The organism is Pseudomonas sp. PDM05 (assembly GCF_014851685.1).
GTDB lineage: Bacteria > Pseudomonadota > Gammaproteobacteria > Pseudomonadales > Pseudomonadaceae > Aquipseudomonas.
On sequence record NZ_JACVAC010000001.1, the window covers coordinates 746570 to 766723 of the forward strand.

Below are 20154 nucleotides of genomic sequence, written 5' to 3' on the forward strand. Positions count from 1 at the left end.
ATCCTTGTAGTGAGCGGGCTTGCCCCGCGCTGGTTGCGAAGCCGCCCCAAAACCTGGCGACACGGTTTAACAGGATAAACGCGGTGTATGGATTGGGGCGGCTTTGCCACCCAGCGCGGCAATCCCGCTCACTACTGGGGCTGGCGGCAGTTCTGGTTGACCGACAGGTGCGGCGCCGGTTCGTAGCTCACGCGCTGCAAGCCGTCGGCGCCCTGGAACAGGAAGTACTTGGCGCGGCAATCCTTGAACATCGGCGAATAGCCCTCGGCGCGAAAGCCCTGGCCATCGACTTGCTTGGTCACGGTGTTGTTACGGCTGACCACGGCGAGCACCTTCTGGTAGCTGTCACCCATGTTCACTCCTGGCTCGCCAGTGACGGCGGCCGACGAGGCGCAACCGCCCAGGGTGGTTGCCGCCAGCACCAATGCGGCGCCGTACAGTCCTTTGCGTAGATCGATCATTCCTTGGTTCCTTTTAGTGATGGATTAGCGGCGGCCTTCGCACACCGGCGATTCGCCGATGCGGCCTTCCTTGCACAGGTCCAGGTTGTCCTTGCGGGTAAAACCTGCATCCTTCATGCAGTAGAAGCGCGTCAGCACCACATCAATTGGCGACTTGTCTCCCACACCATCAAGGTTGGTGTACCCGCAAGCACGCATTGCGTCGTCGACGCCCTGCTGGGAGACCCCCTTCTTTTTCCATTGGGTGTAGGACCCAGGCGGAGGCTGGAAGGGCGTACACGCGCCGAGTGCCAAAAGGCACAGACTCAACATAACGGTAATCTTGAACATATTCGGATTCCTCATGATTGCGGGACCTTGACGAACTCTGGCTTGCCCGTGGGGGAGTGGTTCCAGTATTTGCGGCACGCTTCTCCGCCATTGGCGTAGCAGTTATGCACGGTGTTCTCAGCACCAAATACCTTCAACCACTCCCACAAGCGATTACTGCCATCGGGAATGTTGCCGCCAGTCCCCGGGTTGAACCCTACGCCCGGTGTGCGGGCAACGGGGTCGAAGTCATGGTTCTGATACTGCAAGATCAACCCGTCGCGCTGTTCCGCCGAGGTGATTTTTGTACGGTCCTGCAATATCCCCAATAGCGTATCGGCCTTTTTCACCCCATACGCCGCCCCGAAGAAGTTCATCGATGTATCACCCAACAGCCCAACGTTCGCTTGATCACGTACCAACGACTCCATGGCATTGCCCGTGGTCATGGTGCCACGGCTATGCCCGTCGATATGCAACCCGCTCTGACCGAACTGGACCATGTATTCCTTGGTCTGCACCGTCGCGTTGGACAGGCCCCAGAAATCGTTTTCCAGGTTCTTCTGATACGCCGCGATCATCAACTCCGACGTGAAGTTGTTGGCCTTCTCGAAATGGATCAGATACTGCGGCCCAGTGTCGGCCGAACTGTGTTGCTCGGCATATTTGGCGGCACCGTCGGCGTCGTTGAAAATGCCGTTGTTGGCGATATGTACCTTGCCGTCCGGGCCAGGCTTGAGGTGCTGCTTTTCTTCGTCGCTCAACTCGCGGTACTGAACCTTCTTGCCATCGAGCAGCAGCGCCTTGCCATTCTCATCCTTCAACACCTCATACACCCGCGCCTTCTCAAGGAAGATCTTGCGATACGCCTCATCCGCCAGCAACGACACCTGGTTGTAGAACTCACGCTTGATCTCCTGCTCAGCCTCGACCTTGCGCCCCATTTCCGCCACGTCCAGACGCTCCACGGCAGCATGGGCAGCCTCGGTATTGCGGTTGAGGTTGGCAATCGTCTGGTCGACGCTCATGCCGGCGACCACGCGCTGGCGCTCGGCATTGGTGATGACCAGGGTGCCGGCGCTGATGGCGCTGCGGGTGTCGCTGGCGGCGGAGTCGGAGTCCGAGCCGTTGGCGAGGCTGTTGGCGAGCAGCGCCTTGGCCGTGCCGAGCTTGCCGTCGAGCATGTCCGAACTGAGCTCCACCCCTGACGTCTTGACGCTGGCTTCGGAGGTGTTGTGGATGTCGGCCACGGTCAGCGTACCGGTGGTCAGGCTGTTCTTGCCGTCGGCGATGGCCTTGTCGGTGCTGGAAATCACGCCGCCCTTGAGGCCGGTGTTGCCGCGTACGTTGAGGTCGAAACCACCGTCGCCGGCGCGAATGCCCGATTGCTCGATGACGCTGGCAAAGTTGGACTTCTGCTTGGTGTTGCTCGAACTGAAGCTGGCCGTCGCCGCGCCGGCGCAGACCGGCGGAATGCAGATGCTGATGCCGGCACTCATGCTCTTCTGCTCGGAGGCAAATGTGCTGGTGTCTTGCAGGCTCTCGATATTCAAGTCGCCGCCGACGTCGGCCTTGACCTTGTCAGCCGAGACCACCGCACCGCGCAGGGTGGTGTCCTTGCCGGAGATCAGGCTGGCCTGGTTGCCCGCTGTCACGTGGGTGTTGCTCCAGACCAGGTCGTTGCCATCGGCATTGCCGCGGCTCTGGGAGGCGGAAGCGTTGAAGCTCAGGCCGTTTTTCTCGCTGCCGAAAGAGATACCAATCCCCAGGCTGCCGTTCACGCTTTTGTTGGTGCTGTGCTGCTCGATGGTGTTCTGCGCACCCGCCAGCAGGATATTGCCGTCGGCCTTGAGCAACGCATCGTTGCCTGCAGTGATCTGGCTGCCCTGCACGGTCAGGTCGTTGTTGCGCTTGCCGCCCGTGGCCACAATCGACACATCGTGCCCCGCCGCCACCGTCGAGCCGGCCGCTGTGTTGGAAGTCTGCTCGCTTTTGTTCTCGCTCTTGTTCATGCCCAGGGCGATGCTCAAGTTGATCCCGCCCGCCGCTGCCGGGTCGGCCATCACTTGGGTATGGGCTTCGCTGGCGGCCCAGGCGGTGTTCAGCGCGGCGAGGGCTTTCATGCGCTTGTCGTCGGTGCGCTCGGCGGCCTTGTTCATGCGCTGGCCGGTTTGCACCGCGTTCACGATGGGGTTGGTCAGGGTCAGGCTCACGCCGGTCTGCTTGAAGCGCTGCTCCTGTTGCTGCGCGGCGAGATTGCGCGCTTCGAGGATATTGACCTCGGATGCGTCAATCGACACATCGCCCTTGGGCGCACTCACATTGCTGCCAACCTGGCGGTATTCGCCGCCCGCGCTGATCAGCACATTGCCGTCGGTGGACCCGACGCTGCTGGCGGCGGCCGTGGTCTGCTGGCTGCTGTCCTTGTTGGTCTGCTGCTGCGAGCCGATGGTGACGGCAATCGCGCCACCGCTGAACATGCCGCTGGTCTTCACGTCCTTGGTGTGTTTTTCGTCGAGGGTCTCAGTGGCCGCCAACACCTTGATGTCATTGCCCGCCACCAGCGCCGTGCCCGAGGTCGAGACCACGTTGCTGCCGGTGAGGGTGATGTTGTTGCCCGCCTGCATCACCGTCTGCTCGCCGCTGAACGTCGAGCCTTGCGCGGTGGTCTGGGCCACCGTGTCGCGGGTGGTGGTGGTCTTGCTGGAGAACATGCCGTTGCTGCCCTTGACCTTGTGCGCCTCGTCCGCACTGTTGAAGCGCTCGCTGGCCTCGACGTTGATGTCGCGCAGCGCGCTCACCGACACCGCGCCGGCGTCACTGTTGACCAGCGCACCGCGTGCCTGCACGTCACGCCCGGCGCCCAGGCGAATGTCGCCGTTGGCTTGTACCGAACTGCCGACCTCATTGCGCCCGGCTTCCTTGCGCCAGTTGTCGCCGTCCCACTGGTTGGCCTGGGTATAGGACTCTTTGACCGTGCTCAAGGTGATGTCGTTGCCCGCCACCAGCGCGGTCTTGCCGCCGACACCCGTGTTGCTGACCTGGGCCGCTTGCAGGTTGATGTCACGGCCCGCCGTGGCAATCAGGTTCGCCGCCGGGGCCGACACGTACAGCCCGGCCACCCGCGACAACGCGGTGCGGATGCCCTGCTCGCTGGTGCTGTCGGTGGTGATCGAACGCACGTTGATGTCATTGCCGGCGCTCAACGCCAGGCGACTGTTGGCGCTGATCAGGCCACCGATGTTGTTCAGGTCCTGGCTGGCATTGAGCGACACGTCGTTGCCCTGGATGCGCCCGCCGAGGTTGTCGAGGTTCTGCACGCTGATGGTCACACCGTCGCGCCCGGCCAGGCTGCCCGAGTTGACCAGGTCACCGCGCACATCCAGGTTCAGGGTGCGCCCGGCCATCAACGCGCCCGAGCCATCCACATCGCCTTCGCGAACCCGCACATACACCTGCGGTACCAGCACCTGGCGCACTTCGCCGCTGGCCAGGGTGACGTCCTTGGACACCAGCCACACAATGTCGCTGGTCAACTGCGCCATTTGCTCGGCGGTCAGCGCCACGCCCGGGATCAGTTTCCACTGGTCGGCCAGAGTCACGGCGCTGTCGATCATGCCGCGGTATTGCGCTTCGTCGCTGGCATAGCCGTCGACAAACCGGCGCCCGGTGAGCTGCGCGACTTGTTCGCGGATCAGCTTCTGCTCGTAGAACCCGTCGCCCAGGCGTTGCTGGGTGCCCGCCGGGTCAAGGTTCAGGCGTTCGAGCATGTAGTCCGACGACAGCCACTTGCCGTAGTTGGCAAACCGCGGGTCGGTCTCCACCAGGTAACCGGCGGTGCTGTTCGGGTTGATCTGGTACAGGCTGCTGTTGGGCAGGTCCGGGTTGAAACCGCCGGTACGGATCTGCTCCACCGCGCCGGTTGCGTTCTGTTGGGTCAGCGCCTGCACCTGGCTGATCGGGCTGACCGCATAGGTGCGCCCGGCACCGGCCAGGTCACCTGTACCCGCCGCGCTGTCGGTGACCTTGGCCAGCACCAGCGCGCCGACCTGGGTGCCCGTGCCGTTGATGGCCGCGTACTCGGTAAAGACGGTCGGCGTCAGCGAGATCTGCTCGATCAACGGCGCCGGGGTATAGGCCGTGACGTTCAGGCCCTGGCGGTCACGGCCTTTGCGCTGGATGCGGTAGTAGCTGGACAAAGTGCCGCTGTCGGACGTGACTTTCTGGCCGCTCAATTCGGTGTTGATTACCGAACCGACGCTGGCGTTCAACGCCTGGCCGGCGATGATGCGGCTCTTGTCGTTGTACACCTGGTCGGCGATCAGGTTGATATTGCCGCCGGCGAGCATTTGCGCCGGGTCTGACGCGACGATCTGCGTCTGGGTGACGGTGCGGGTGTAGTCATAGCGGTTCCAGCGCGTGCCGTAGCCTTCCGGGGTGACGAGGTGCAGCACCTCGTCGTTGTACAGCGAGATCTGCCCCGGCAGGTAGCGGTTGGTCGAGCCCGACAGCAGGTATTCCTGCAACGCCTGGGTGGACACCTGCACCTGCTGGGTGGCGAAGTGTTCGTTGGTGTTGTTGATCTGCCTGGCGTTGACAGTCATGCTGCCCAGCGCTTCGACGGTGGCACTGGCGTTGTTCAACACCTGCGCCTGGCCGCTGGCCTGGTCGTTGGCATCCAGTGCACCGCCGATGAACAGGTTGCCGGTACTGAAGATCAGCCCGTGTTCACGGTTGTTGAGGACCTGCGCGCCGATGTCCAGGCGGTTGCGTGCGGCAATGGTCGCGGCCGATGCGCCTTCGAGGGTGTTGTTGAGCGTGCCGGCGGCAATCGCCAGTTGATCACCGTAGATGCGCCCGGTGCCAAGGTTGTTCAGGGTTGCGGTACCCAGGCGAGTGGTCTCGGCGTCGATCAGGCCACGGTTGTCCAGTTGTGTGGCCGCGTTGGCCTGCACGCTACGTGCGCTGATCACGCCAGCGGCGCCGTTGTCGATCACGTTGGCGTCGAGGCGCAGCAGGTTGCCCGCCTGCAAGGTGCCCACGTTGGTCAGCCGCCCGGCGGTCGCCAGTGCCACATTGCCGTTGGCCTGGAACAGGCCGCTGTTGATGAAGTCCTGGGTCAGGCGGAACGTCAGGTCGCCCAGGCTCAACACCTTGCCACTGCCGGTGTAGTTGGCACTGTCGATCAACAGCGATTGGCCGGCAATCAAGGTGCCTGCGCCATTGTTGATGACCTGGCGTTTTTGCGCGAGGTCGCGGTCGGCCACGGTCAGGTTGCTACCGGCCGAGAGAATCCCCTGTTCGTTGTCCAGGGTACCGCTGCCGGTGACGCTCAGGGTGGTGTCGGAAACAATCGAACCACTGCGATTGCTGACAGTGCCTGCATCCATCGCGACAGACTGGCCCTTGATGCCCTGGTTGGCGCCCTGGGTGCTGCTGTTATCCACGCTGGCGCTGCTCAGCAACAGATGCCCGTCGGCCCGCAACAGACCGGCCTGGTTACTCAGTTGCTGGGCGTAGACCTGCAAGGTGCTGGCGCTGCCGATAAAGCCACGGTCGTTGAGCAACTGCCCGGCGCGCACGGTGACGTCGCGCTGGCCGAGGATGCCGCCGGTGCTGCCCGAATCGCGGTTGGTCAGCAACTGGCCGTGGGTGTCCACCTTGAGGCTCGACTTGGCCTGCACGATGCCGCCGTCGTTGTTCAGCGCGCCGCTGTCGAGGGTCAGGGTGTCGCTGGCGTTGAGGGTGCCGCCGCTGTTGTCCAGCTGTTGGCCGTGGGTGTCGACGCGCAGTTGCGCGGCGGTGACCACGCCACCGCTATTGGTCAACCCTTGGGCGTTGACGGTCAATGCCTTGGTCGCCTCGAGGCGGCCGCCGGTGTTGTCGAGCGCTGTGGTGGTGCTGTTGAGCAGCAAATCGCCGGCCACCGAACCAAGCGTACCGCCCTGGTTCAATACGCTACCGGCGGTGACGGTCAGGTTTTGCGTGGCGGCGACGGTGCCCTTGGCGTTGTTCAACTGCGCGGCGTTGATACCCAGCGCGCCGCCTGCGGTGATCTGCCCGCTGCTGTTATCCAGGGTGCCGCCATCGAGGGTCAGTTGCGCGGCGGTCACCAGCTTGCCGTTCGCGTTGTCCAGGTGCTCGCGCGCAGTGACGGCCAGGTCGCCCTGCGCACCGGACTGCACCAGGCCGCCCCGGTTGCCCAGGGTGTTGGCACTCACGTCGAGGCGCCCGCCGCTGGCGAGGGTGCCGCCGGTGTTATCGAGGTTGCGCGTGACGGTCACACGCATGCCGCCGTTGCCGGTCTGGACCCATTTGCCGGCGGCGTTGGACAGGTCCAGCGCGGTAACGCTGATCTGCGCCGCGCCCACCTGGGCCGCATCGCTGAGCAAGCTCTGGTTGGCGTTGGCGGTCAGCGCCTGGCCTGCGGTGACGCGGCTGCGGCGCAGGTCCAGGTTGCCATTGGTGCTGGTCAGCTCGACGCTCTGGGCCGAGGTCTGGCTGTCGCTCAGGTCGACCTGGGCGGCGTTGGCGGTGAGTTTTTGTGCCGCGAGGTTCTGCCCCTTGGCCGTGATCGTGCCCGCCGAGGTCAGGGTCAGCGAGCCGCTGTTGCCCAGCTTGCCGGCACTGTCGACGCCCGCCGCCAGGGCCGAACCTGTGTGGCTGCGAATCGCTCCAGTGGCGCTCAGGCGTGCATTGCCTTGGGCCGACGCGATGCCTTTGTTGTCGATATCGGCGCCAGTGGTCAGCGCCAGGTTGCCCTGGGCGAACAGCGTGCCGCTGTTGTCGATGCCCTTGTCGGCCGTCGCCGTCAGGTCGGTGGCGCTGCTGATCTGGCCACGGTTTTCGATACGCCCGTCGCTGCTGATCACCACTTCACCGGCACTGGAGCCGATCTGCCCGGCGTTGCGCACGCCCACACCGGCGCCGTTGCCGACCAGGGTGATCTTTCCGGCATACATGCCGCCCAGCTGCGCCACGTCAATGGCCACTGCGGGCGTGTCTGCCGGCGGCTGGCCGCTGGTGCCGGTCTTGATGGTCAGGTCTTTCGACCAGATCCCGGCGTTCACCTCGACGGTGCGCGCGATGATCTCGGTGTAGTCGGCGCGGGTACTGTCCATGCCTGCGCCGCCGACCGTGACCTTGCCGCCCGAGACTTGATAGCCGCTGATCAAGCCATTCTCGAACTGCGCGCGCCCAGTGGTCAGCGTGGCGCGGTCGGCGTTGATAAAACCGCAGCCTTCACAGGTGATGCCCGACGGGTTGGCAATCACCACCTGGGCCTTGGAACCGGCAACTTCGACAAAGCCGCGCAACTGGCTCGGGTTGTTCGAATTGACCTCGTTGAGAATCACCCGTGCGCTGCCGTTGGCCAGCGCGCGGTTGCCTTCGATCCAGCCGCCCAGTTGAGTCTGGCTGTTGGTCGCGCCGTTGTTGAGGATCACCCCGCGCTTGTCCACATCGAACTGCGAATAGGTGTTGCGCGACACGCCCGCGCCGCTCGGCGCCGTAATGTTCACCACGGGCGCACCGTTACCGGCGGCGCCGATAGTCGGGCGCTGGCCCGCAGGCGCGGAGCCGTCCGCCACGACTTGAGCCTGGACGGGCGCGACCAGCGCGACCCAGCCCATGCCCAGCATCAGCGCAAAGCGCAGGGGCGTGAGCGTCGCCACCAGCGGGCCGGCCTGGGCCACGGCGCGTGTGGTGCCGGGGGCCTTGCAGGCACTCTTGACGTTCTCGGCCACCACCATCAGCAGGCCACGGGCGCGGTTGAAGACAACTCGAAATAGATGCTTGTTCATGCAAGTCCTTTGCGCGGTGGCTGATCAGAGCGCGTCGCTGGGTAACGGGTGAGTGGCAAACCAGGCTTGCGCCTCCAGGTCCAGGACGGCGATACCCTGGAAGTTCAAGACGCGCAAACCGCGCTCTTCGCCTTTGTGGTGCAGCGCGCGGAACACCTTCGTGGGCCACAGACGCCGCAGCAGCAAGCGGCTGATCCGCCGGGTATGGCCGAACGGCGCAACCCAGTCGTTGACCCACAACCGATCGCCGCTGTCCCAGTCTTCTGCCGGCAGGCACACCGCCGGTGCACGCAGGTAGCGCGCCTCGGCCTCGGCACTGAGGTTGAGCCATGACAGGAAAAACACCGGCCGCCCTTCCTCACTGATCAAGATGAACTGACGCCGCTTGATCGCCGGCAACAACAGGCTCGACAGGCTGTGCAACGGCGCATCGCGATGGGCTGCCGAGTGCATCCACAGCCACACCGCCGAGCCCAGCACCTGGGCTTCGTCGATGGCGCTGTCGGCGCGCTCGGGGGCGAGCACCTCCAGGGTGTCGTGGCGCATGCTGGGCTCCTTCAAAACGACCAGTTGGCGCTGAAGCCACTGGTCACGTCGGCGGTCTGGAAACCCTTGGGTTTTTCCAGGGGTTTGCCGGTGTAGATGTCATAGGAAAACTGCTTGTAGCCGCCGCGCAGGCCCACCACCGCACCAGCCAGGCGTCGGCCCGCGAGCTGCTGGGTGGAATGCCCGCCGACTTCGCCGTAGTCCACGCCCAGGTACAGCTCCTGGCCGGTGTTGGCCAGGCTCAGGCCCAGGTCGTTACTGAACGTCCAGCCGCGTTCGGCCGACAGGATCTGCTCGCCGTCAAAGCCGCGCACGGTGTAGCGCCCGCCAATCGAAAAGCGGTCCTGAGGGATCAGCGGCGTGCGGTTCCACTGCCCGCGCCAGCCCGCGACGTAACGCAGGCGTTGATCGGCCAGGGTGAACGGCACCTGCAATTGCGCGTTGGCGCTGATGATCTGCGAGCGCGAGGTGCCTTCGCCGGTTTCTTCTTCGGGGGCACGCAGTGCATCGCGGGCGCCGGTGCCACGGCGATAACCCACGCCAAGGTCGAGGGTGCTGGCGCCGATGAATTCACGGTGATTGATCCCGGCCTGCCAACCGGCCATGCGCCGCCGTTGCGATTCGATTTCGGTGTCTTCGACGTAGTTGCTGGAGGTGCGGCTCCAGCCGCCGACCGACACGGTGGTCTTGCGCACTGCGTCGCGGTAGATCACCCGTGACAGTTGCACCTCGTTGGTCCGGCTGCGGCCACTGTAGGAATAGGCCTGGTTCACCCCGGCGATCGTCTGGTGGTAGTCGTATTCGCTGGACGTCAGGCTCAACTGCCAATAGTCGTAGGGCACCGAGTAGTGCACGGTGTGGCCCTTCGAGCCGCGATCGCCGCTCTGACCGCCGCCCAGGTCGTGGTTGAAGCTGATGTAGAACAGGTCGTTGAGGCTCGCCAGGTTATCCAGCGACAGGGCGACGTTGCCCTGGTATTTGCCGGTCTGTTTGCTGCCGGAGTCGTCCACCGACAGGCTGACGCGCACCGGAATCGCCTGCTTCCAGGCAATCACCACATCGCTCTCCCCTGGCTGTGCGTCCGCGCCTTCGGCCGGCGTGATCTGCACGTCGGCTTCGGCGGTGGGCACGCGCTTGAAGTTTTCCAGCGCCTGTTCGATGTCGCGCAGGTTGAGCACATCGCCAGGCGACGCGGGCATGGCGTTCCAGTAGTTGGCGCGGCTGGAGGTGCCGGGGGCGAAACGGATGTGCTTGATGCGCCCCGGCACCAGCACCAACGCCAGCGTGCCCTGGTTCAAGTCCTGGGCCTGGGCGAGGACGCGGGTGGTGATGAAGCCCTTGGCGATGATCGCGTTCTGGATGCGTTTCATCGTCAGGTTGATACCGGCAGAGCCGATGCATTGGCCCAGCACCGGATCGTCGCTCGGGTTGGCGGCACGCAAGGCCCACTGGAAATCTTCGGACTGCTCGCCGGTGAGGACCACGCGCTCGATCTTGAAGCACGGCGTTTCATTGCGCGGCAGACGCAGGGTACCGGTGCTGTCTTGCGGGGCTTCGAGACGCACGTCGGGGGACGGCTCCAACTGCTCGCGCTGGGCACGTTCACGTTGTTGCTGCAGGAGCAATTGCTGGGCAGGCACTTGGGGTTCAGCCGCGAGTGCCGCCGCGCTGGTTAGAAAACCGACAAGGGAGCAGGTGGCGACGCAAGACTGCAGCAAAACAGAGGGTTTTGTTCTAGGTAGAGCGTCGAAAGACATTTCGCATCCTTGTGAGTGAAACTTCCTACATGCGCAGGTTGGTCACCACAAAGACATAAAAGTGCCATCGGGATGTATGGCCTTGTGACACATTTCGCAAAAACGGGGGGGTGGGAAAGGCTTGGATTTTAGTGTTGAAGGCTCTATCTCGAGGCCTAGAGCTGATTTCTCCAGACTCGACAAAAATTCAACTTTTGTACAGTTTCATATCCCCATCTACAGTAGCCGTCACAGGTCGCGGCACCACGGACGACCTGATACACCGCGGCGGCCCGTTTGGGGCGGCTTCGCCACCCAGCGCGGGCAAGCCCGCTCACTACGGTTGGGATGAAACCAAGGATCAGTTCTTGTGCAACTTGCTCATCAACTGCGCCTCGGCCTGGGTCAGACCGCAAGACTGGGTCAGCTCATCCACCGTCGCGCCCATGCCCACCAGCTTCGCCGCCTGGGCAAACGACAGGCTCGACGGATCACGCTGTTCGATCTGCGCCAGCTTGTCCGGCAACGGTGCGAGGATCGCGCGCAATTCATGCACCTCGTCCCCGACCCGCACCGCACTTTGCTGGAAGTGATCGACACGCTTGGCCAACTCGACCACACGCCGGTCGCGCACGGCGTCGCGCTCGGCCTGTTGCAGGGCCACTTCCCGTTGCTGGCGCAAATAGCGCAGCAGGAAGGCCAACGTCCCGACCCACAACAGGGCCAGGACGATCACCGCCGCTTCAAGAAACAATCAGATGTTCTCCAGATCCGACCATTCTTCTTCGCTCATCATCTTGTCCAGCTCAACCAGAATCAGCAGTTCGCCGTTCTTGTTGCACACGCCCTGGATGAACTTGGCAGACTCTTCGTTACCGACGTTCGGCGCGGTTTCCACTTCCGATTGGCGCAGGTAAACCACTTCGGCCACGCTGTCGACCATGATCCCGACCACTTGCTTGTCGGCTTCGATGATGACGATACGGGTGTTGTCGTTGACTTCGGTCGGCACCAGACCAAAACGCTGGCGGGTGTCGATCACCGTCACCACGTTGCCGCGCAGGTTGATGATGCCCAGCACGTAGCTCGGCGCACCCGGTACCGGCGCGATCTCGGTGTAGCGCAGCACTTCCTGCACGCGCATTACGTTGATGCCATAGGACTCGTTGTCCAGCTTGAAGGTTACCCATTGCAGGATCGGATCATCCAAACCTTGTGCGGACGCTGACTTGTTGTTCATACCCCTGACCCCTTCAAATGCCGTTGAAACGGCGTGTGTACTTCGTTGGCCGCACTTGCGCGCGGCCCTTATTGTTCAATCAACTGCGTGTGTTACCGGGCATCGACTTGACGGCCCCACTGGCGATCAGCTCGGCCAATTCGGACACGTCGAGCAATGCGCACATGTGTTCGATCACGGTGCCCGCCAGCCAAGGCCGCTGGCCCCGGTGGCTGCGCCATTTGATTTCGTTCGGGTCCAGGCGCAACGAGCGGCTGACTTGATGCACCGCCAGCCCCCACTCGTAGCCCTGCACCGAGATCACGTATTGCAAACCCTGGCGGAAGTCGTCGCGGTAGCGGTCGGGCATCACCCAGCGCGCTGTGTCGAGCACCTTGAGGTTGCCGGCCTGGCTGGGCAGGATGCCGAGGAACCACTCCGGTTGCCCGAACAATGGCGTCAACTCCTGGCCTTCCAGGGAGTAGATCGAGCCCAGGCACACCAGCGGCACCGCCAGGGTCAAGCCGGCGACGTCGAACAGCAGGCACTCGAACGGCTCGGCAGCCCAGCTTGGGCGACCATCGCCAGTGACCGGCGGTGGCGTGATGCTCGGCGGCAGGTGCACTTCGACCACCGGCTCGACCACCACCGGGGCGACCACCACGGGCTCAAATGGCGCTACAACCGGGGCAACGTGGGCATCACGGGCTTGTTCTTCGAGCACTGCCAACTGGAATTCATCCAGCGTGCTTTCTGGCTCAAGCACCAGAATCGGCTCGGGCAACTCTTCGGCGGTCGCCTCCTGCAGCAGGGCATCCAGGTAGGATTCCAGTGCCAGTTGCGGCCGGGTCTTAAGTTCGACAGGACGGTTCATCAAGCCACCTGCGCCACAAGTTGCTGGGACAACAGGTGCTTGAGCAGCGCGCGGTAGGCCATCACGCCACGGCTCTTGCCGTCGAACTGTGACGGCGTGAGGCCGGCGCGGCTGGCGTCACGCAGGCGCGTGTCCACCGGGATATAGCCGTTCCAGATGGTGTCCGGGTAGGCATCGCGCAATACGCGCAAGGTGCCGAGGGACGCCTGGGTACGGCGGTCGAACAAGGTCGGCACGATGCTGTACGGCAGCGCCTGCTTGCGCGAGCGGTTGATCATCGCCAGGGTGCTGACCATGCGTTCCAGGCCTTTGACCGCCAGGTGCTCGGTCTGTACCGGGATCACCAGTTGCTGGCTGGCCGCCAAGGCGTTGACCATCAGCACGCCGAGCAACGGCGGGCTGTCGATGATGGCGTAGTCGAAGTCCTGCCACAGCTGCGCCAAGGTCTTGGCGATCACCAGGCCCAGGCCGCTCTGCCCCGGCGACTGGCGCTCGAGGGTGGCCAGCGCGGTGCTCGACGGCAACAGGGAAATGCTGTCGTTGCTGGTGGGCAGCAGCAGTTGCCCCGGCAGGTCGGCCGGCACACTGCCTTTATGCAGGAACAGGTCGTAGCAGCTGTGTTCCAGCGCATCCGGGTCGTAGCCGAAGTAGCTGGTCATCGAGCCGTGGGGGTCGAGGTCGACCACGACCACACGCTTGCCCGCCTCGGCCAGCAAGCCGGCTAAAGCGATGGAGGTGGTGGTCTTGCCGACTCCACCTTTTTGATTGGCAACTGCCCAGACTCTCATTCGGTTGGTTCCTCCCGGTGGGCACAGGCGCGACCGAGACATTGCATAGGTTATTGAGCCGGTGACGGAGAATTGACGGAGCTCTGACGCACCGGCGGCTTTGCAGGGGCCGGTGCAGTTTGTGTGCCAGCCCGCTTCAAGGCCGCATCCGGTGTTGCATTGGCGGTGCCGGTGCCGGTCAGGCTGCGGCGCACATCCAGGTTGCGGGATACCACCAGCACTACCCGGCGGTTCTTGGCGCGGCCTTCTACCGTGGCGTTATTCGCCACTGGCTGGAACTCACCATACCCCACCGACGCCAGGCGTCCGGGGTTCACCCCCTGCATCGCGAGCATGCGCACGATGCTCGACGCCCGCGCCGAGGACAGCTCCCAGTTGGTCGGGTACTGCGCGGTGCTGATCGGGAAATTATCGGTAAAGCCCTCGACGTGGATCGGGTTCTCGAACGGTTTGAGGATCGCCGCGACCTTGTCGATGATGGTGAACGCCTGGTCGCTGGGCAGCGCATCGGCACTGGCGAACAGCAGGCTGGAATTGAGTTCGATCTCGACCCACAACTCATTGCCGCGCACGGTCATCTGGTTGGAACTGATCAGGTCGCCAAAGGCGGCGCTGATGTCGTCGGCGATGCTCTTGAGTGGATCACTGGTGCCACCGACGCCGGCGGCGGTTTCGTCGCTGTCGTTGACCAGCGGCTTGGCCGGGGTCACGGTCCTGGGCCGCTCTTCGCCAATGGGAATCGGCTTGAGGGCGCGATCGGCATCATTGAACACCCCGATCAGCGCCTGGGAAATGACTTTGTACTTGCCTTCGTTGATCGACGAGATGGAGTACATCACCACGAAAAACGCGAACAGCAAGGTGATGAAGTCCGCGTAGGACACCAGCCAACGTTCGTGGTTGACGTGTTCTTCAGGCTCGCGACGGCGACGGCTCACTGGCAGTTACCTCTCTGAACACACAATTCCCTGTGGCTGGCGAGCGTGTTGTGGTGGTGACGGGCGAGCTTGCTCGCTCGCCACCAAAGGCCAGTGCGCCACAGATCGATAACCATCGCCATCAGTCCATGAAGCCCTGGAGCTTCAATTCGATGGAGCGTGGGTTTTCCCCCTCGGCAATCGACAGGATGCCTTCGAGCAACATCTCGCGATAACGCGACTGGCGCTGGGCAATGGACTTGAGCTTGCTCGCCACCGGCAGCAACACCAGGTTGGCGCTGGCCACGCCGTAGATGGTGGCGACGAACGCCACGGCAATCCCGCTGCCCAGTTGCGACGGATCGGCGAGGTTGCCCATCACGTGGATCAGGCCCATCACCGCACCGATGATGCCGATGGTCGGCGCGTAGCCGCCCATGCTTTCAAAGACTTTGGCGGCATTGATGTCACGGCTCTCCTGGGTGTAGAAATCCACCTCCAGGATGCTGCGGATCGCTTCCGGTTCGGCGCCGTCCACCAGCAATTGCAGGCCTTTGCGCGCATAGCTGTCGGGCTCGGCATCGGCCACGCCTTCCAGGCCCAGCAGGCCTTCCTTGCGGGCGGTGAGGCTCCAGTTGACCACGCGGTCGATGCCGCCGGCCAGGTCGACGCGCGGCGGAAAAATGATCCACACCAAGATCTGCATGGCGCGCTTGAACGAGCTCAACGGCGACTGCAACAACGCGGCGCCCACGGTGCCGCCAATCACGATCAACGCAGCCGGACCGTTGGCGAGGGCGCCGAGGTGGCCGCCTTCGAGGTAGTTGCCGCCGATGATTGCGACAAACGCCATGGTGATGCCGATCAGGCTCAACACATCCATTAGAGGCAGGCCTCCACCAGATGCTTGCCGATGTCGTCCAGGCTGTACACGGCGTCGGCCAGCTCAGCCTTGACGATGGCCATGGGCATGCCATAGATCACGCAGCTGGCTTCGTCCTGCGCCCAGATCGCGCTGCCGCCCTGCTTGAGCAGGCGCGCGCCTTCACGGCCGTCGGCGCCCATGCCGGTGAGGACCACCGCCAGAACTTTGTCGCCGTAGGACTTGGCAGCCGAACCGAAGGTGATGTCCACACAGGGTTTGTAGTTCAGGCGCTCGTCGCCCGGCAGGATTTTGATCGCACCGCGCCCGTCCACCATCATCTGCTTGCCACCGGGCGCCAGCAGCGCCAGGCCAGGACGCAGGATGTCGCCATCCTCGGCTTCCTTGACGCTGATGCGGCACAGCTTGTCCAAGCGTTCGGCGAACGCCTTGGTGAAGGCCGCTGGCATGTGTTGGATCAACACAATCGGCGCCGGGAAGTTGGCCGGCAACTGCGTCAACACGCGCTGCAAGGCCACCGGGCCGCCGGTGGAGGTGCCGATAGCGACCAGCTTGTAGGCTTTGCGTTTCGGCGCTGGCGAGTGCGCCGTGGCGGCCGCAGCACGCGTCGGTGCTGTCAGCGCAGGCCGGGCAACCGGAGCGGGTGCCGGGCGGCCGAACGTGCTCGCCGATGCGGCAGCCGCCGGTGTCGGCGCAGGCGCGGGGGCCGGTGCGCTGAACAGGCTGCGACGGTTGCTGCGGGAAATACTGTGGACTTTCTCGCACAGCAGTTGCTTGACCTTCTCGGGGTTGCGCGAGATGTCTTCGAAATTCTTCGGCAGGAAGTCCACCGCACCAGCGTCCAGCGCATCGAGGGTTACCCGGGCGCCTTCGTGCGTCAGCGAGGAGAACATCAATACCGGGGTCGGGCAGCGTTGCATGATGTGTCGAACTGCCGTGATGCCATCCATCATCGGCATCTCGTAGTCCATGGTGATCACGTCCGGCTTCAACGCAATGGCTTGATCAATCGCCTCTTTGCCGTTGGTGGCCGTGCCGACCACCTGGATGCTTGGATCGGCGGAAAGAATTTCCGAGACGCGGCGGCGGAAGAAACCCGAATCGTCCACCACCAGGACCTTGACTGCCATAAACACTCCGTTAGGCGGGGCGGGCGAACCGCCCTACCCCACCAGAATCAAATACGCCGAGCGGCGTAACGCTTGAGCATGCTCGGAACATCGAGAATCAGCGCGATCCGACCGTCACCGGTGATGGTCGCACCCGACATGCCCGGGGTTCCCTGCAGCATTTTGCCCAAAGGCTTGATCACCACTTCTTCCTGGCCAACCAGTTGATCGACGACAAAGCCGATACGCTGGGTGCCCACGGAAAGAATCACCACATGGCCTTCGCGCTGCTCTTCATGGGCAGCCGAAGCCACCAGCCAGCGCTTGAGGTAGAACAGTGGCAACGCCTTGTCACGCACGATCACCACTTCCTGGCCGTCGACCACGTTGGTGCGCGACAGGTCGAGGTGGAAGATCTCGTTGACGTTGACCAGCGGGAAGGCGAACGCCTGGTTGCCCAGCATCACCATCAGGGTCGGCATGATCGCCAAGGTCAACGGCACCTTGATCACGATCTTCGAACCCTGGCCCTTGGTCGAGTAGATATTGATCGAGCCGTTGAGCTGGCTGATCTTGGTCTTCACCACGTCCATGCCGACGCCACGGCCGGACACGTCGGAGATCTCGGTCTTGGTCGAGAAGCCCGGGGCGAAGATCAGGTTGTAGCACTCGGTGTCGGTCAGGCGGTCGGCGGCGTCCTTGTCCATCACGCCACGCTTGACCGCGATATTGCGCAGGATGGTCGGGTCCATGCCTTTGCCGTCATCGGTAATCGACAGCAGGATATGGTCGCCTTCTTGCTCCGCCGCCAGGATCACCTTGCCGCCACGGGACTTGCCCGAGGCTTCGCGTTCTTCCGGGGTTTCCACGCCGTGGTCGACGGCGTTGCGCACCAAGTGGACCAGCGGGTCGGCCAGGGCCTCGACAAGGTTTTTGTCGAGGTCGGTTTCTTCACCCACCAGTTCCAGGTTGATTTCTTTCTTGAGCTGGCGCGCGAGGTCGCGAACCAGGCGCGGGAAGCGACCGAAGACTTTCTTGATCGGCTGCATCCGCGTTTTCATCACGGCGGTTTGCAGGTCGGCGGTGACCACGTCGAGGTTCGACACGGCCTTCTGCATGGCCTCATCGCCGCTGTTCAGGCCCAGGCGCACCAGGCGGTTACGCACCAGCACCAGTTCGCCGACCATGTTCATGATGTCGTCCAGGCGTGCGGTATCAACCCGCACGGTGGTTTCGGCTTCACTGGCAGGCTTTTCAGCGCCAGCCGGTGCAGGTGCCGCGGCACGTGCTGGGGCAGCGGCGGCGGGCGCCGCAGCAGGCGCGGGAGCCGGTTTGGCGGCTGCCGGAGTCGCAGCTTTCGCCGCCGCTGCTGGCGCCGGCGTGGCGACCTTGGCCGTCGCGCCCACTTCGGTGAACTTGCCTTTGCCGTGCAGTTCGTCCAGCAACGACTCGAACTCGTGATCGGAGATCAGTCCGTCGCCGGCAGGTGCGGCAGGTGCAGCAGGCGTGGCAGCCGCCGCGGTTGGCGCGGTGGCTGCGACGGCGGGCAAGGCGTCGGCTGCAAACGTGCCCTTGCCATGCAGTTGGTCGAGCAACGCTTCAAATTCGTCGTCGGTGATGTCGGTGCTGGTCGAGGCGGCTGGCGCTTCGGTAGGCGTTTCGGTCGGCGCGGCAGGTGCCACCGCGTCGGCGGCGAACTGGCCTTTGCCGTGCAACTGGTCGAGCAGCGATTCGAACTCAGCGTCGGTAATGTCTTCGCCCGTCGGCGCCGCAACGGGCGCTGCCGGAGCTTCAGCCTCGGCCTTGACCGCGCTGAGGGAGTTGAGCAGTTGCTCGAACTCGCTGTCGGTCACGTCCGCTTCGGGCTCTGCCACAGGTTCCGGCACAGCTTCAGCCACCGGTGCCACCGACATGTCGGCAGGCTCGGCATAGCGCGCCAGGGCGGCCAGCAGTTCCGGCGTGGCTGCGGTGATCGGGGCACGTTCACGCACTTGGCTGAACATGCCGTTGACCGCATCCAGTGCTTCGAGAATCACGTCCATCAACTCCGAGTCGACGTGCCGCTCACCCTTGCGCAGGATGTCGAACACGTTCTCGGCGATGTGGCAGCACTCCACCAGCTCATGGAGCTGGAGGAAGCCGGCGCCCCCTTTTACAGTATGAAAACCGCGAAAAATTGCATTGAGCAGGTTCGCATCATCCGGTCGGCTTTCCAGCTCGACCAGTTGCTCGGACAACTGCTCTAAAATTTCGCCGGCCTCTACAAGGAAATCCTGAAGGATCTCTTCATCGGCGCCGAAGCTCATGTGGGTGCTCCTTAGAAGCCTAAACTGGATAACAGGTCATCGACATCATCTTGACCCGATACAACGTCTTCACGTTTATCGGCATGAATCTGCGGACCTTCACCCTTGGCGAGATGTTTTTGTGGATCTTTTTCCGAGAGGATCGCTTCGCGGTCATGTTCGATGCCGGCAAAACGGTCAACCTGGCCTGCCATGAGCACCAATTTGAGCAAATTGCTTTCCACTTCGGTGACCAATTGGGTCACACGCTTGATCACCTGACCGGTGAGGTCCTGGTAATCCTGGGCCAGCAGAATGTCATTGAGGTTGCTGGAAACCATGCGGTTTTCCTGCTCACTGCGTGACAGGAAACCTTCGACCCGACGTGCCAACTCACGAAACTCTTCGGCCCCGACTTCGCGGCGCATGAAGCGACCCCAGTCGTGGCTCAAGGCCTGGGCTTCGGTGGCCATGCCGTTGACCAGAGGCGTGGCGTTTTCCACCAGGTCCATGGTGCGGTTGGCCGCCGCCTCAGTCAGCCTGACCACATAGGACAGGCGCTCGGTGGCATCGGTGATCTGCGAGATCTCTTCGGCCTGGGGCATGTGCGGGTCGATCTGGAAATTGACGATCGCACTATGCAGCTCACGCGTGAGCTTGCCCACTTCCTGGTACAGGCCGCGGTCACGGGTCTGGTTGAGCTCATGGATCAACTGCACCGCGTCGCCGAACTGGCCTCTCTCAAGGCAGTCGACCAACTGGTGAGCATGCTTTTTCAGGGTCGACTCGAAGTCTCCCTGTGATGTTTCTTTATGCTCCATAGCTCCCCCGCGATGGCATTAGCCGTGGATGCGTTCGAAGATTTTTTCGATCTTCTCTTTCAAGGCCAATGCAGTGAAAGGTTTGACCACGTAACCGTTTACCCCGGCTTGGGCGGCTTCGATGATCTGTTCACGCTTGGCTTCGGCGGTCACCATCAGCACGGGCAGGCCGCGCAGCTTTTCGTCGGCACGCACGTGACGCAGCAGGTCGATACCGGTCATGCCCGGCATGTTCCAGTCGGTTACCAGAAAGTCGATGCTCCCGCTGTTGAGGATCGGAATCGCCGTAAGGCCGTCATCCGCCTCGACCGTGTTTGTGAACCCAAGGTCACGCAACAGGTTTTTAATGATCCGCCGCATCGTTGAGAAGTCATCAACGATGAGGATTTTCATGTTCTTGTCCA

At 63.2% G+C, this 20154-nt stretch carries 15 protein-coding genes; all 15 read right to left on the reverse strand.

What is annotated here, in order from left to right; genetic code table 11:
* Positions 1-131: 131 nt before the first annotated feature.
* Complete coding sequence (locus tag IB241_RS03545; RefSeq protein ID WP_192296981.1) at positions 132-461, reverse strand: hypothetical protein; 330 nt, start codon at positions 459-461, stop codon at positions 132-134.
* 24 nt (positions 462-485) lie between these two features.
* Positions 486-791 (reverse strand): hypothetical protein, encoded by a 306-nt coding sequence (locus IB241_RS03550; RefSeq protein ID WP_192296982.1) that lies wholly within the window; start codon positions 789-791, stop codon positions 486-488.
* A gap of 11 nt (positions 792-802) precedes the next feature.
* Positions 803-8572 (reverse strand): hemagglutinin repeat-containing protein, encoded by a 7770-nt coding sequence (locus IB241_RS03555; protein WP_192296983.1) that lies wholly within the window; start codon positions 8570-8572, stop codon positions 803-805.
* A gap of 24 nt (positions 8573-8596) precedes the next feature.
* Positions 8597-9118: a toxin-activating lysine-acyltransferase gene (locus tag IB241_RS03560; RefSeq protein ID WP_192296984.1), complete on the reverse strand. Its 522-nt coding sequence runs from the start codon at positions 9116-9118 to the stop codon at positions 8597-8599.
* Between the two features lie 11 nt (positions 9119-9129).
* Positions 9130-10758: a ShlB/FhaC/HecB family hemolysin secretion/activation protein gene (locus IB241_RS03565; RefSeq protein ID WP_318652580.1), complete on the reverse strand. Its 1629-nt coding sequence runs from the start codon at positions 10756-10758 to the stop codon at positions 9130-9132.
* Between the two features lie 457 nt (positions 10759-11215).
* The gene (locus IB241_RS03570) at positions 11216-11608 is read right to left on the reverse strand and encodes a DUF2802 domain-containing protein (protein ID WP_192296986.1); all 393 of its coding nucleotides are present in this window, start codon (positions 11606-11608) and stop codon (positions 11216-11218) included.
* A complete protein-coding gene (locus IB241_RS03575; protein ID WP_017735234.1) occupies positions 11609-12094 on the reverse strand; it encodes a chemotaxis protein CheW in 486 nt (161 codons plus the stop codon).
* Positions 12095-12173: 79 nt separating this feature from the next.
* Positions 12174-12947, reverse strand: coding sequence for a CheW domain-containing protein (locus IB241_RS03580; RefSeq protein WP_192296987.1), 774 nt, complete (start codon positions 12945-12947; stop codon positions 12174-12176).
* Positions 12947-13735, reverse strand: coding sequence for a ParA family protein (locus IB241_RS03585; protein ID WP_192296988.1), 789 nt, complete (start codon positions 13733-13735; stop codon positions 12947-12949). Before IB241_RS03585 ends, IB241_RS03580 begins: the two co-directional genes overlap by 1 nt.
* Before the next feature lie 50 nt (positions 13736-13785).
* Positions 13786-14673 carry a flagellar motor protein MotD gene (motD, locus tag IB241_RS03590; protein WP_192296989.1) on the reverse strand — a complete coding sequence of 296 codons (888 nt, stop codon included), beginning with the start codon at positions 14671-14673 and terminating at the stop codon, positions 13786-13788.
* A gap of 121 nt (positions 14674-14794) precedes the next feature.
* The gene (locus IB241_RS03595) at positions 14795-15535 is read right to left on the reverse strand and encodes a flagellar motor protein (protein ID WP_192296990.1); all 741 of its coding nucleotides are present in this window, start codon (positions 15533-15535) and stop codon (positions 14795-14797) included.
* Positions 15535-16665 carry a protein-glutamate methylesterase/protein-glutamine glutaminase gene (locus IB241_RS03600; RefSeq protein WP_192296991.1) on the reverse strand — a complete coding sequence of 377 codons (1131 nt, stop codon included), beginning with the start codon at positions 16663-16665 and terminating at the stop codon, positions 15535-15537. Before IB241_RS03600 ends, IB241_RS03595 begins: the two co-directional genes overlap by 1 nt.
* Before the next feature lie 47 nt (positions 16666-16712).
* Positions 16713-18950 carry a chemotaxis protein CheA gene (locus IB241_RS03605; RefSeq protein WP_192296992.1) on the reverse strand — a complete coding sequence of 746 codons (2238 nt, stop codon included), beginning with the start codon at positions 18948-18950 and terminating at the stop codon, positions 16713-16715.
* An 11-nt stretch (positions 18951-18961) separates the two neighbouring features.
* A complete protein-coding gene (locus tag IB241_RS03610) occupies positions 18962-19750 on the reverse strand; it encodes a protein phosphatase CheZ (RefSeq protein WP_192296993.1) in 789 nt (262 codons plus the stop codon).
* A gap of 18 nt (positions 19751-19768) precedes the next feature.
* Positions 19769-20143 (reverse strand): chemotaxis response regulator CheY, encoded by a 375-nt coding sequence (locus tag IB241_RS03615; protein ID WP_192296994.1) that lies wholly within the window; start codon positions 20141-20143, stop codon positions 19769-19771.
* Positions 20144-20154 lie beyond the last annotated feature (11 nt).